The organism is Dysgonomonas sp. HGC4, from assembly GCF_001261715.1.
GTDB lineage: Bacteria > Bacteroidota > Bacteroidia > Bacteroidales > Dysgonomonadaceae > Dysgonomonas_A.
Genome location: NZ_CVRU01000083.1, coordinates 12,471 through 26,735 on the forward strand (window position 1 = coordinate 12,471; position 14,265 = coordinate 26,735).

Genomic DNA, 14,265 nt, shown 5'->3' on the forward strand with positions numbered 1-14,265 from the left:
AATGAAACAGATAACAAAAATATTAATACTAGCAGCTTTTTTTGCTCTACCTTTCTTGGGTTTCTCGCAAGATAGGAAAGATGGTTTTGACTCTGAAAAACAAGGAGTTGAATTGACCATCAATGGCGAAAAGTTTGTAGTAGAAAACCTCCCACAAGATGGAACAATCGAGGTCTTCAATATTTTAGGAACTAAAGTTATGACTTTCAACGTTAATAGTGGTACAAATTCTAACCGTGTAAATCTACCTAAAGGATACTATATCCTCAAATCAGATAATGTAACAAAGAAAGTGGTCGTTAAATAACCGCTTTTTCTGATTCTATGACCTCTCCAAATCTTTATTAAACAAAAAAATAACCCTATAATTTTTTATTATAGAGTTTCGTTGTGTCTATTGAGGAATTCTACAAAATAGTCAAAGACCTTGTATTTTATTCTATATTGATTCTTTCTACTTCTATCTCTTTATTTAGAAATATTGATGCAGACTCTTTAAACTTAGATGCCGATTCGGTAGTATAATACTTGGTTGTATTACTCTTAGTGCAGTTCTTCTCTATTTCAGGGTGGCGATTAAGGTAGTTTTGGAGGCTTTCAGCAATATATTTACCTTGGGATAATATCTGTAGCCCTGCGGGTGCATATTGTTTAATCTTATCTATCAGAAGAGGATAATGAGTACATCCCAATATAAGAGTATCTATAGCCTCGTCTTTACTTAATATGCTAGCAAGATCCTTCTGTATAAAATAATCAGCTCCAGGAGTATTAAATTCGTTATTCTCTACAATGGGAACCCACATTGGGCATGCATGGGAGTTAACCGTTATATCCGGATGTAATTTATTTATTTCTATAAGATATGATTCCGATTGGATTGTTCCTGGCGTTCCAACAATACCTATGTGACGAGTCTTGCTAATATCGCCTATAATTTCGGCAGTAGGGCGTATTATTCCAAGAACTCTTTTGTTTGAGTTGATATTGGGTAAATCGTTTTGCTGGATTGTTCTCAGGGCTTTTGCAGAGGCTGTATTGCATGCTAGTATAACAAGGTTGCAGCCTTGCTCAAAAAGTGCAAGAACGGCTTGCTTAGTGAATTCATATACTACATCGAATGACCGTGTACCATAAGGAGCTCTAGAATTGTCACCTAAGTAAATATAATCGTATTGAGGAAGTAATTTTTGTATTTCGGAGAGAATGGTTAATCCTCCGTATCCTGAGTCAAATACTCCGATTGGTCCTGGAGTGAGATTCTTTTTCATAATTGATCCCTTTGATTGAGGGCTGGTGAATCTGACGAATTTATCTTCTTGTAGATTGTAATCTTGCTTTTATTAATGGATTTGCATCAATAGCATTCGGAGTAAGGAATGCAATTGCAGGATTAGCTTTATCATATATGCAAGTATAACCTTGCTCTATTCCAACTTGATTAACAACCTCCTTTAGTCTTTCTCTCAATGGTTCTATTAACTGGTTTTCTTGGCTTTCAACATCTTCTTGAGCCACTTTCATGAATCGGTTTATATTTTGTTCCAATTCATATAGCTCCTGCATGCGTCTAAGTTTGATACTTTCAGCTAATTTGTTTTGATTTGATAAGAAGTCGGTGTATTTATTGTTATAATCGTTCTGCATCACCGCCAACTCATCTTTATATTTCTGGTTCAACTCGCTAATCGCTTTAGAAGCAGCTACCTTTCCGGGTATTGTTTCTAATAACTCAATAGAATTGATGTATGCAATTTTTTCAGTAGTTATTGGTGTTATTAACTGCTGTGCTGAAATATTATTAATGAATGCGATTGATATAATAAGTAATGCAGAAAGAAATATTCTTTTGGCCATCATAATAGTATGAAAATTAATATTATAGAATGGTTAATACAGATTCAGTGTAGATTTATTGGGCTTTAACCACCGTACCTTATTGATAGTTGTGTGTTTTCGGTGGTATATTTTGTGGGATACCACCGATCAAGGCATGATTGCTTGGTTACAACTACCAATTGGTTCTTAGGTTATGGTTACAAATATAATAAAATCTTTTTATTATAATGTTTTCTTTACTTCAATTTGTTCAAAAGCTTCAATTATATCTCCTACTTTTAGATCATTGTAGTTATGAATGTTCAGTCCACACTCATATCCGAATGCAACTTCTTTCACATCGTCTTTGAAACGTTTCAATGAACCTAGATCTCCAGAGTATATAACGATACCATCGCGGATAATACGTATCTTATTCGAACGTTTAATCTTACCTTCTTTCACCATACAACCGGCAACTGTACCGACTTTAGTGATTTTGAAGACTTCGCGTACTTCTACGTTTGCAGTGATTTCTTCTTTGATGTCTGGCGACAACATACCTTCCATTGCTGCAGTAATCTCTTCGATTGCGTCGTAGATGATGGAGTATAGGCGTATTTCGACTCCGTCTTTCTCAGCTATTCTTCTAGCTGCAACTGATGGACGTACTTGGAAACCGATTACAATTGCATCAGATGCTGCGGCAAGTGTAATATCCGATTCTGAAATAGCTCCTACTGCTTTGTGAATAACATTCACTTGTATTTCTTCGGTAGATAGACGTATTAAAGAGTCAGAAAGTGCTTCAACTGATCCATCCACGTCACCTTTTACAATTACATTCAATTGTTGGAAGTTACCGATAGCAATACGACGACCTATATCGTCAAGAGTAAGTATTTTCTGAGTACGCAATCCTTGTTCACGTTGCAATTGTTCACGTTTGCTAGCAATATCTCTAGCTTCTTGTTCTGATTCCAGAACGTGGAACATGTCTCCCGCTTGAGGCGCTCCGTTTAATCCTAAGATCAATACGGGTGCAGAAGGTAAAGCTGTTTCGATTCGTTGATTACGCTCGTTGAACATTGCTTTTACACGTCCGAAATAAGTTCCTGCTAAAACAATATCTCCTTGTCTTAGTGTTCCATTCTGAACAAGTATAGTAGATATGTATCCACGTCCTTTATCCAGAGAGGATTCTATAACAGAACCTGTTGCACGTTTGTTAGGATTAGCTTTTAATTCAAGAAGTTCGGCTTCCAAAAGAACTTTTTCTAAAAGTTCGTCAATACCTAACCCTTGTTTAGCTGAAATTTCTTGCGATTGGTATTTACCTCCCCACGATTCTACAAGGTAGTTCATGTTTGCAAGAGTTTCTTTTATCTTTTCAGGATTTGCTCCCGGTTTATCTATTTTGTTAATTGCGAAAACAATAGGTACACCTGCTGCCGCTGCGTGATTGATTGCTTCTACTGTTTGTGGCATGACATTATCGTCAGCTGCAACAATGATAATAGCAATATCCGTTACTTTAGCACCACGGGCACGCATCGCTGTAAAGGCTTCGTGACCTGGAGTATCTAAGAATGTCATCGGTCTGCCATCTTTAAGCTTAACATTGTATGCACCGATGTGTTGAGTAATACCTCCTGCCTCACCAGCGATAACATTGGTTTGACGGATTCTATCCAATAATGAAGTTTTACCATGGTCAACGTGTCCCATAACGGTAACAATTGGTGCACGTGGCTCCAAATCTTCTTCCTTATCCTCTTCTTCAGAGATTGCTTCAACTACTTCAGCACTTACGTATTCAGTCTTAAATCCAAATTCTTCAGCAACAATATTGATAGTCTCGGCATCCAAACGTTGGTTGATAGATACCATCATACCGATACTCATACAAGTAGAGATAACTTTAATTACCGGAACATTCATCATGTTAGCTAAGTCATTAGCTGTAACGAATTCGGTAATCTTAAGAATCATGTTTTCTCTTTCCTGTAACTCAAGTTCTTCGAGTTGTCTTTGAGAAACGGCGTCTCTCTTTTCCTTACGATATTTAGCTCCCTTGGCTTTTCCTCCCTTATTGGTTAGACGAGCTAGAGTTTCTTTTATTTGTTTTTGAACGTCCTCTTCTGTTACAGCTGCTTTAGGTGTAAGAATTGGTCTGCGTACATTTGTGTTGACTTGTTTCGCCTTGTTATCTTTTTGAAGGTGAGGTGTTGTTCCTCCAGGAGCAGCAATACCTTTCTCGATATCCACTTTCCCTTTTTTGATACGGGCTCTTTTCTTTCTTGCAGGATCATCTGGATCATCAAGTTTAAGAGTTTTCTTTTGTTCGTCAACAGCTTCTTTTTTCAGAAGCTTAACGGTACTTTCCTTTACTTTTTTAGTGTCGGATAGTTCTTTGTCGATACGTTCTTTTCTCTTTTCTGCTTTAGTTTTTTTAGCAGGACGAGTTTTGTCGTTAATTGCACTAAGGTCAATAGTCCCTTTTAATACAATGTTCGATTTGATTGAAGGGTTATTTAGTCTGAATACATCATCGTCACCTTCTTGCGGAGTTGATTGGTCTGTTGCTTCTGTTACATTTTCTTCTGCAACAACCTTAGTTTCTTCTTTAACTTCAGCAACCGTTACAGGCTCTGCAATTACTGGTTTTTCTACGACTTTAGCTTCAACTTTCTCTGTATTCTCAACCTCTTGTGCTTTTGCAGCAATTTTTTCTTCCTGTTTTTCTAGCTCCTCTTTTTGAGCAACAGGTTTGCTTTCTTCTTTCTCTACTTGCAGAGGCTCAACTACCTCTATCTTTTTTTCGTCTTTTGTCAAAGTTGAACTTTTACTTTTGTTTAGATTGTCCAAATCTATTTTGTCTACAATCTGAATATGTGGTTTTATATCTTCCGGGATAACTGTCTTTATCTCCTCAACCTTTTTTGGCTGTGGAATTACTACATCCTCGTCATCTTCTTCAGAAGATTCGTCTTGAGTAGCTTTCTTTTTTTCCTTTTGTAACTCTTTGTTTCTATCGGAGGCTAGTTTTATTTTCTTGTCTTTGCCAAACTCATTTACAAGAAGGTCATACTGTTCATCGTCAATCTTCGTATTAGGATTTGCTTCGACAGCAAAGCCTTTCTTCTGTAGGAATTCAACAAGACTATTGATACCCACATTCAAATCCTTTGAAACTTTAATTAATCTTATAGACATACGTTTTTTTTAAATCATGAATATGAACAGGCTGAAAAGAATAAATTTTGAGCTTCCGTCAAATACTTAAACTATACAAAAGTATTAAGAAATCACAGAATTACCAAATAAGAGTTATTCTTCATCTTCAAACTCTGCTCGTAAAATAGCAAAAAGCTCCTCAACTGTATCTTCTTCCAAGTCGGCTTCTTTTGCAATTGTTTCTTTGTTAGCAGCAAGAATGCTCTTAGCTGTAACATAACCCAGTTTTTTAAGTTGTTCGATTACCCACTCGTCTATTTCGTCTCCGAATTCATCTAAGTAGATATCTTCCTCGTCAACTTCATCGATGTCACGATATACATCAATGGTGTAGCCGGTTAGCATACTGGCTAATTTAATGTTAAGACCGCCTTTACCGATAGCAAGTGATACTTCTTCTGGGCGAAGGAATACCTCAGCTTTCTTCTCTTCATCATTCAATTTGATGGTTGTGATTTTAGCTGGGCTCAAAGCTCTCTGGATATAAAGATTCATGTTTGATGTGTAGTTGATGATGTCGATATTCTCGTTTCTCAACTCACGAACGATACCATGTATACGCGATCCTTTCATTCCCACGCAAGCACCTACGGGGTCAATACGATCATCATACGATTCTACAGCTACTTTAGCTCTTTCACCAGGTATGCGTGCTATTTTCTTTATTGTTATTAATCCGTCATTTATTTCGGGAACCTCCAATTCGAATAATCTTTCTAAGAATACAGGAGAAGTTCTCGAAAGAATGATCTTAGGATTGTTATTCTTGTTGTCAACTCTTTCTACAACAGCTCTTACGTGCTCTCCTTTGCGGAAGAAATCACTTGGTATTTGTTCTGTTTTAGGTAGTAAAAGTTCCTCTTTTTCATCATCTAAAAGAAGGATTTCTTTTTTCCAGATTTGGTATACTTCTCCGGAAACAATCTCTCCAATCTTTTCTTTATATTTGTTATAAAGGCTATCTTTTTGAAGTTCGAGAATCTTAGAAGCTAAAGTTTGGCGTAGGTTTAAGATTGCTCTACGTCCAAAATCTTCAAAGAAAACTTCATCTGTAACATCTTCACCAACAGCAAAGTCTTCATCTATTTTTTTAGCATCCGAAAGAGATATCTCTATGTTTGGATCTTCCAGTGCATCATCTTCTACTATCGTACGATTGCGCCAGATTTCCAAGTCTCCTTTGTCAGGATTGATAATGACATCGTAGTTCTCGTCTGTCCCAAACATTTTTGCAATGACATTGCGGAATGAGTCTTCAAGAACACTTATCATTGTCATACGGTCGATATTTTTCAGGTCCTTAAATTCTGAAAAAGTATCAATCATGCTTATAACTTCTTTCTTAGCCATAATTATTTAAATCTGATTAGATATTTTGTATATTTTACTTCATCGTATTTGAAAGACAAATCTTCCTCTACAGCTACTTTACGTTTAGCTCCTTCGGGTTTTTCCATTTTGGTAACAGTTACAGTAAATGCACTATCATCGCAATTTTTGAGTACCCCGGTTATTTTTTGTCCTCCTTTAGTAAGGGTTTCAACCTCATTGCCAATATTTATTTCGTATTGACGGGTGATCTTGAACGGAGATGTTACCCCGGCAGATCCTACTTCAAGTTCAAAATCTTCGGCATCGCGGTCAAGTTTCGATTCTATATGCTTGTTTAGCTTGATACAATCTTCGAGACTGACTCCTTCTTGGTTGTCAACTTCTATAACAATAATGTTTCCCGGTCTTACGATTACGTCTACTAAAAACGTCTCAGAATTGATCAGGAAATCTTCGGCGATATCTCTTATTTCTAATTTATCAATCATCTGTATTTATATCAACGAATGAAAAAGGAGAAAGCTTTAGCCTCCTCCCCCTTTTAATATTGATGCAAATATATAATAAAATATGCAAAATAGCAAATGAATCATCTAAATTTCTTTAGTATGCTACTCTTTTCAAGATTATAATAGAATTTCTATCAAAAATGAAACCTTCTTCGCAGTTTTCATTAAAGTGGGTATATTTGCACTTCACTAACTAATAATTAAATGAAAAAAGTATTATTCTATTTAAATGCTGCTCTCCTTATGGGTAGTTTTTTCTCTTGTAGTAAGGATTCAGAGATATCCGACTTAGAACCTACACCTTCTTTGAAAATGCAGGAAGTAGTGTTTGATTTAAAAGGGAATGAGTTTGAACAGGTTAATGTGAGATCTACTTCTCTTGGTAGCTCGGATATTAAAAGCTTGCATTATGTAGTATATAATGCTGAAGGAAGAAGAGTAAAGTATAAAGAATTTTTGAATGTAAATGTATCTGAAGTTAAGGATACTTTGCCATCAGGTAATTATAAGGTTGTGTTTATTGCAACTAATGCTGATGATTTTGGAGCGAATTTTGGTAATGGATTCAATGTTCAATATAATGATGGATATATTCGAATGGTAATAGAAGATACAAGAACGAAATTTGATAATGATGTATTCTTTACTCAAAGTGATCTTACTATCGGTAATTCTATGGTAAACAAGGAGACTGTTCTCTCTCGAGTTGTAGGAAAAGTAGAAGTGTTGCCTTTAGATATAGCAAATACTCCTACCGACCTTTTATCTCTACAACTTTATGTTTCAGAAGGTTTTCCGAATCATTTTTATTTTCAGGATTTGAGAACAGTTTGGCAAGGAGAAAGGCATACGCTTGTTATGTGTTCTCCAAAATATACTAGGGCGAATTTCTTGAATATAAGTGAAGATAATCCTATTGTATTTACAGGATTTCCTGCCAAAGTCGAAAGTAGTTCAAATTACTATTTAGCAGCTTTATATTATTTAAAAGACACTCCTAATGTTGGGCGAAGCATAATTCTAAAAAGGGGGTATGAGATTGAAAGAAATAAAACGTTAAGACTTTCCGGTAATTTGTTTACTGGTATGCTTACAAATGAAGGTCTCGAAGTTGATACAGAATGGGGTGCAACTCTTGAAGAGTCATTCGACTAATCTCTAAATAAAGTATTTTTTGAAAAAGCTCCTGATTAATTTCAGGAGCTTTTTTTATTTAAACTGCTCTTCGTAAAGAGAATAGTATTTTCCCTTCAATTCCAATAGTTCTTTATGGCTACCTTGCTCTATAATCTGTCCATGTTCGAGAACTAGTATTCTATCGACATTTCGAACAGTAGAAAGACGATGTGCTATAATAAAGCTGGTTCTGCCTTCCATTAATTTATCTAGTCCTCTCTGTATGAGAAGTTCGCTTCTGGTATCAATGTTACTTGTAGCTTCGTCTAGAAGAAGGATCGCAGGATTAGCAACTGCTGCTCGAGCAATATTTAGTAGTTGCCGTTGTCCCTGACTTAGGTTGGCTCCATCATTTTCAAGCATAGTATCATATCCATGTGGAAGGCGTTTGATAAAGGAGTGAGCGGCGGTCAACTTTGCTGCTGCTTCTACTTCTTCGTTTGTTGCTTCTAAACGTCCAAATCTGATATTTTCGCGTACCGTTCCTGTAAATAGATGGGTGTCTTGCAGTACAATTGCTATTGATTGCCTTAGGTTTTTACGTTTTATTTCTTTGGTTGAAATACCATCAATCGTAATTTCTCCTGATTTGATGTCGAAAAAACGTGGAAACATATTTAAAATAGTGGTCTTTCCTGCTCCGGTAGTCCCGACTAAAGCTATTTTCTCTCCCGATTTTGCTTCTAAAGAGATTCCTTTTAAAATCAATTTTTCTGGTTTATAGCCAAAGTAGACGTCTTGCATCTTAACATCACCTTTTATATCAGTGAGAATAACTGCGTTGGGAGAGTCTTCTGCTTCGGGTGCTTCGTCTATTACTTCAAAGATGCGTTCGGCTCCTGCTATTGCAGCTTGTATGTTATTATATAGACTGGCCAGCTCATTAATCGGGCGTCCGAATTGTCTAGAATATTGGAGAAAGGCAGCTAATCCTCCAACATCAAAACCTCTGAAAATAGCAAGTAATGCACCAACGATAGTGATAATTACATAGTTCAACGTATTTAGGTTTTGCATGATAGGCATCATCATTCCTGAGTATAATTGAGCTTTTTCTGCTTTCCCTCTTAGGTTTTGATTAAGTGTGTCGAAATCGGCTTCTACTTTTTTCTCATGTCCGAATACTTTAATCACTTTTTGTCCGCTTATCATTTCCTCTATGTAGCCATTTACCTCGCCTAACTTTTCTTGTTGGGCTTTGAAGTATTTCTTACTCTGTTTTACAATCAGTTTAGCACTCAGAAACATGAGAGGAACAGTAATCATAGTCACCAACGTAAGTATGGGGCTGATGTAAAGCATCAAGCAGACAATACCTATGAGGGTTAGTGCACTAGATAATAAGTCAGATAGGCTATCAGTCAATACATCGCTAATCTTATCAATATCATTTGTGTAGCGACTCATTAGGTCTCCATGTTGATGAGTATCAAAATATTTTATAGGTAAGATCTCCATCTTTTTGAATAGTTCCATTCTAAGACGGGTAACAGTTCGCTGTCCTATTTTATTAAGTAGTCTATATTCTATGTATGTCGCAACTACGCCTACTAAATATATAACGCCAAGAAGTAAGAGTAACTTAAATAATCCGGGAATGTCGCCCGGTATGATATAATCATTAATAATGGGACGGAGCATATATGAGCCAAGAAGACTTGATATAATGCTCACTATGATCAGGAATGCAATAATATACAAAAGACTGCGGTCGCATGATAAGTACGACATTAATCGAAGAAAAGTCTTTTTCCCTTCCTTCGCTTTTTCAATAGGTTTTGAGTGATCTCCGTGTGCCATATCAACTAGAGTGAAATATCTTTGCTGCGTTTAAACGCTGTTATCCATTAAGTTCTATACTAATCAAAGCAATAAAAGGGGTTTAGCCTTAGAATGCTAATTGTTGTGAATTGTATATCTCTTGATATACTTTCGATTTTTCCATCAATTCAGATGGTTTTCCTACTGCATCTATCTCACCATCTTCGAGAACTATAACTCTGTCTGCCGACTGCATGGTGTTGATTCTCTGAGTTATGATAAGTACAGTTGTGTCTTGTAACATTGTATTGAGGTTGGTTCTTATTTTCTGTTCAGTATCAGAATCAACAGCGCTTGTGCTATCATCCATAATCAAAATCTTAGGCTTTCTCAGTAAGGCTCGGGCAATACATATGCGCTGTTTTTGTCCTCCTGATAAATTGATGCCGCCTCTTCCTAATTTTGTATTGTATCCATCTGTAAAGGCTAAAATAAAATCATGGGCTTCTGCCGCTTTAGCTGCTTCTATTATCTCTTCGTCTGTTGCATCAGGTTTACCCCACCTTAGATTCTCTATAATTGTACCCGAGAAAAGTTCGTTCTTTTGTAGAACCATTCCTATTTTAGCATGTATTTCGTCCAGATTATAGTCTTTTACATTTACTCCATCAATAAGTACTTTCCCCGCAGTAGTATCATACAATCGGGGGATGAGTTGTATCATTGAGCTTTTGGCTGATCCTGTAGCTCCAACAATGGCAATGGTTTCGCCTTGCTTGATATGAAAATTAATATTCCGTAGAACGTCATTTTCTCCGCCATAATGTCGGAAGCTAACATTGTGAAAAGCAACTTCTCCTTTTTCTATTTTATGATTGTTTACGATACCTTCGGGAGTGTTTGTTAGGGATGGCTCGGTCTCTATAACTTCTAGTATTCGTTTAGATGAAGCCGATGCACGTGCAAATGCCATAATTATCATAGATAGCATCATTAGCGATAGTAGTATCTGTGATAGGTAATTAACAAAAGAAATCAATTCTCCCACTTTTAGGTTTCCCGATATTACTTTCTGACCACCTATCCATAAAATCAAAATAACAGAGATGTTCATTATTAATTGCATAACGGGAAATACCGAAACTACAATATTTGATGCCCTGATAACCATGTCTCGTAAGTCTTCGCTGCTGTTTGCGAATTTTTTCGCCTCGAAATCTTCTCTTACAAATGATTTTACAACACGTATATTTATGAGGTTTTCGCGCACGATGCCATTAAGATGATCTACTTTTTGCTGCACTTTTATAAATAAGGGAAATCCCTTACGAAGTATAAGATATATGCTAATGCTAAGTATGGGAATTACTCCTATAAGTACTAGGGCTAAATCCGCATTTATTTTGATGACAAAGAAAATGGCAAGAAAAAGCACTAATGGAGAGCGTAAAAGTATACGCATCGATATGAGTATTACCTGCTGAATCTTAGTAATGTCGTTGGTAAGACGGGTGATCAGTGATGCAGAGTTGAAGCGATCTATATCAGAGAAAGATAAGTGTTGTATCTTATTGAAAAGTTCTGTTCTGAGATCTGTACCAAATCCGATAGAAGTTCGTGATGATACGTATATATTGAGAATGCTGGCAATTAATCCGGCAATCGAAATTAAGATCATATATCCTCCAATTTCTGTAATGACTGAAAGATTCCGAGGCATAACTCCATTGTCAATAATGTTAGCCATAAGGAGGGGCTGCACTGTTTCGCACACTACATAAATGAGAACCAGAAAAGGACTGATTATAAGGCTTAGTTTGTATTTCTTTAGAATTTGCCAGTATCTATTCATTTTATGTCAGGTCTTATACCTTTTTTTGCTTTGATAAGTATTAAGTACAACAGATGGTTGTTGCTGAATAATAATTGATTGAGATTGCTTATAGCCAATTATTATCTTTATACCAGTTTACGGATTCTGTTAAGCCACGCTCTAGGTTGTACTGAGGTGTAAAACGCAAATCTTGCCTTAAAGGTTCAATGTCGCACACCCAATTGCGTTGTTTCATTATCTTATATTTGTCACGATTGAGTGTTGATGGTTTTTTTGTTATCTGAGCGATACTCTCAGCTACTATTGAGACTAGTTTCAATATGCAAAGCGGTATTTTGATGCTTAGTACATGTTTCTTGCCTAATACTTTCTTTACTAAAGCAGTGTATTCTTTGTCGGTATGTACATCTCCATCAGCCACAAAATAACTTCGATTAGACAGTGGGCTTTCTAATGCTAAAAAAGCAGCATCAACCAAATCTTTCACATATATGAAAGTCAGATGCTGAGGTTTGAATCCAGCCCCAACATCTAATCCCGATTTTACGGTTTTCAACATCAGGAAATAATCTTTTTCTCGAGGTCCATAAACACCTGTTGGTCGGAGTATCATATATGGGAAATTGGTAGTGCTTTCAAGATACTGTTCTGCTTTTAGTTTGCTAATACCGTATGCAGTATTGGGGTGGGGTGTATTAGTCAATTTGATAGGCGTGTAATTAACTTCATCACCTACACCAAAAGAGCTGAGGCTACTCATTAAAAGGAATTTCGATGGAACAGAATCTGCCTCTTGTAATGCCTCTACAAAATTTACCGTGTTTTGATAATTGATCTGATCGAATTCTTTAGGATCAAGACATTTAGTTATACCTGCATTATGAATAATATAATCGATGTGCCCAAATAAGGTTTTAAACTCTTTGAGTTGCTCAACTAGTTTTTCTTTATTTCCAAAATTAAATTCAATAAACAGTATATTGCTGTCTTGTAGGTATTCTCGACTGCTGCTTTTTCTTACACCAGCCCACGTTTGAAATCCAAGACTCAACGCTTTTTCGACTAAGAAACTACCAATAAAACCGCTGGCTCCCGTTATTATTATTTTTTTCATTCAGCTATTAAGTAAATGAAAGTATCTAATGATATACTTTCGAGTTATAACAGATTATTGCCATTGTGCTTGCCAAAGCAATAAAAGGTCTGAGACCTTATATCTCTATTGAAGCTCAAAAGTACAAACTTATTTTTGTCCGATCCATGTAAGTTTGTGCCATATTTTTTCAAGCGGTCCTTGTTTGTGTGATTTTTGCCACCATTTGCAAAACTGTAATTGAAGAGCAACTATGATACATCCTACTATCAGGCTATTAGTGAAACCACAATAAGGAGAGAGGTTTAATCCGATAGGGAAAAATATAAGTGCCCCTATAAACGATTGAGATATATAATTGGTGAGGCTCATTTTTCCATAAACTCGGAACCATGATATCTTTCTTTGAAATGCTTCTTTCTGATAAAGAATAATAAATGAACCAATGAGGACAAAAGTAAATAAGAGTTTTTGCCACATATCGAACATTACGCCTACCGTGTTTTTTATAAATAGATCACTATTTGTGTCAAATAATTCAACTTTTAATTGATACATAGGGGCAAAGAGGATTGCACATAAAATTAGAGTCTTGGTCCAGAATTTTATATTCTCAGGTGTGGAATTGAAAAGTTTTCTGCGAGAAATCAATAATCCTAAAAGGAACAACCCTGCAGTTTGTAAGAAACGTCCACCTTCTACAGCCCATAAAAAACTAGCTAATTGTCCTGTCGTGATGTTTGCCCAAATGAAAGGAAAGAATTCTCCTGATTTGTTGATTTCTATAATCTGGGCGTAAAGAGCTCCATTTATATTCTCAGGTAAAGAAAATTCTGGATTTATAAGCCCTGATATGTAATAAAACCACTGCATAGGTTGTAGCAAAAGAAGTATCATGATGATGAAAATCGCTTTATCATTCCATTTTCTGACAACAAAAAGAATCACACCTACAATTGCATATAAAAGCAAAACGTCTCCACCAGGGAAAAACATTGCATTTAAGGTCGCGAATCCCGCAAGGAGTAATAATCTCCATAAAAAACGGACTCCAAAGTCGTTCCCTTTATTTTGTTGGTTTTTGAATTGAATTGCAAAAGTGAATCCGAATAAAATAGAAAAAATAGCATAACCTTTTCCTGCAATTAATGAAAATATAATACTGAAAACTCCTTTGTCAAGAATGTTAAGCCATTCGGGTTGTGTTATTGGATCGGGATAAACCGGGTAAATAAAATGTTCTACACTATGGATTAATACGATTGCTATTACGGCAAATCCGCGTAAAGCATCTACCATTTCTATGCGAGGTGTTTTTTCGGTTAATTCTTGCTGCATACAAAGACGTGTTTTATGTTAAATAGATATATGATAGGTTCTGTTATCTGAAAAGGGTTACCAAATGTATTAAAATAAAATCTATCTAACTAATTCTTTAAATTAAGACAGACTTTGTATGAGATTGTAAGACATAATAAATCCGAATGATTATATTTGTATTTATA

General features: G+C 35.9%; 11 protein-coding genes. 2 read left to right on the plus strand and 9 right to left on the minus strand.

Annotation, left to right across the window (positions count from 1 at the left end; all coding sequences use genetic code 11):
- Position 1: 1 nt before the first annotated feature.
- Positions 2-307 carry a T9SS type A sorting domain-containing protein gene (locus HGC4_RS08255; RefSeq protein ID WP_050709658.1) on the plus strand — a complete coding sequence of 102 codons (306 nt, stop codon included), beginning with the start codon at positions 2-4 and terminating at the stop codon, positions 305-307.
- Positions 308-434: 127 nt separating this feature from the next.
- Here HGC4_RS08255 and murI read toward each other — a convergent pair whose 3' ends face one another.
- The 5 genes from murI to rimP all read right to left on the minus strand — a co-directional run bounded on the left by murI (position 435) and on the right by rimP (position 6,875).
- Positions 435-1,271, minus strand: coding sequence for a glutamate racemase (gene murI, locus HGC4_RS08260; RefSeq protein ID WP_050709659.1), 837 nt, complete (start codon positions 1,269-1,271; stop codon positions 435-437).
- 40 nt (positions 1,272-1,311) lie between these two features.
- A complete protein-coding gene (locus HGC4_RS08265) occupies positions 1,312-1,860 on the minus strand; it encodes an OmpH/Skp family outer membrane protein (protein WP_050709660.1) in 549 nt (182 codons plus the stop codon).
- 201 nt (positions 1,861-2,061) lie between these two features.
- Complete coding sequence (gene infB, locus HGC4_RS08270; protein WP_050709661.1) at positions 2,062-5,034, minus strand: translation initiation factor IF-2; 2,973 nt, start codon at positions 5,032-5,034, stop codon at positions 2,062-2,064.
- A 114-nt stretch (positions 5,035-5,148) separates the two neighbouring features.
- Positions 5,149-6,405: a transcription termination factor NusA gene (nusA, locus tag HGC4_RS08275; protein WP_050709662.1), complete on the minus strand. Its 1,257-nt coding sequence runs from the start codon at positions 6,403-6,405 to the stop codon at positions 5,149-5,151.
- A gap of 2 nt (positions 6,406-6,407) precedes the next feature.
- Positions 6,408-6,875, minus strand: a complete 468-nt coding sequence (gene rimP / locus HGC4_RS08280) for a ribosome assembly cofactor RimP (RefSeq protein ID WP_050709663.1) — start codon at positions 6,873-6,875, stop codon at positions 6,408-6,410.
- A gap of 225 nt (positions 6,876-7,100) precedes the next feature.
- On the opposite strand from rimP, the gene HGC4_RS08285 reads away from it, so the two are divergent.
- Positions 7,101-8,051 (plus strand): FimB/Mfa2 family fimbrial subunit, encoded by a 951-nt coding sequence (locus tag HGC4_RS08285; protein WP_050709664.1) that lies wholly within the window; start codon positions 7,101-7,103, stop codon positions 8,049-8,051.
- 54 nt (positions 8,052-8,105) lie between these two features.
- Here HGC4_RS08285 and HGC4_RS08290 read toward each other — a convergent pair whose 3' ends face one another.
- The 4 genes from HGC4_RS08290 to HGC4_RS08305 all read right to left on the minus strand — a co-directional run bounded on the left by HGC4_RS08290 (position 8,106) and on the right by HGC4_RS08305 (position 14,098).
- Positions 8,106-9,872, minus strand: a complete 1,767-nt coding sequence (locus tag HGC4_RS08290; RefSeq protein ID WP_050709665.1) for an ABC transporter ATP-binding protein — start codon at positions 9,870-9,872, stop codon at positions 8,106-8,108.
- An 88-nt stretch (positions 9,873-9,960) separates the two neighbouring features.
- A complete protein-coding gene (locus tag HGC4_RS08295; protein WP_050709666.1) occupies positions 9,961-11,685 on the minus strand; it encodes an ABC transporter ATP-binding protein in 1,725 nt (574 codons plus the stop codon).
- 88 nt (positions 11,686-11,773) lie between these two features.
- Positions 11,774-12,781, minus strand: coding sequence for an NAD-dependent epimerase/dehydratase family protein (locus HGC4_RS08300; protein ID WP_050709667.1), 1,008 nt, complete (start codon positions 12,779-12,781; stop codon positions 11,774-11,776).
- A 129-nt stretch (positions 12,782-12,910) separates the two neighbouring features.
- The gene (locus HGC4_RS08305) at positions 12,911-14,098 is read right to left on the minus strand and encodes a DUF418 domain-containing protein (RefSeq protein WP_050709668.1); all 1,188 of its coding nucleotides are present in this window, start codon (positions 14,096-14,098) and stop codon (positions 12,911-12,913) included.
- Positions 14,099-14,265 lie beyond the last annotated feature (167 nt).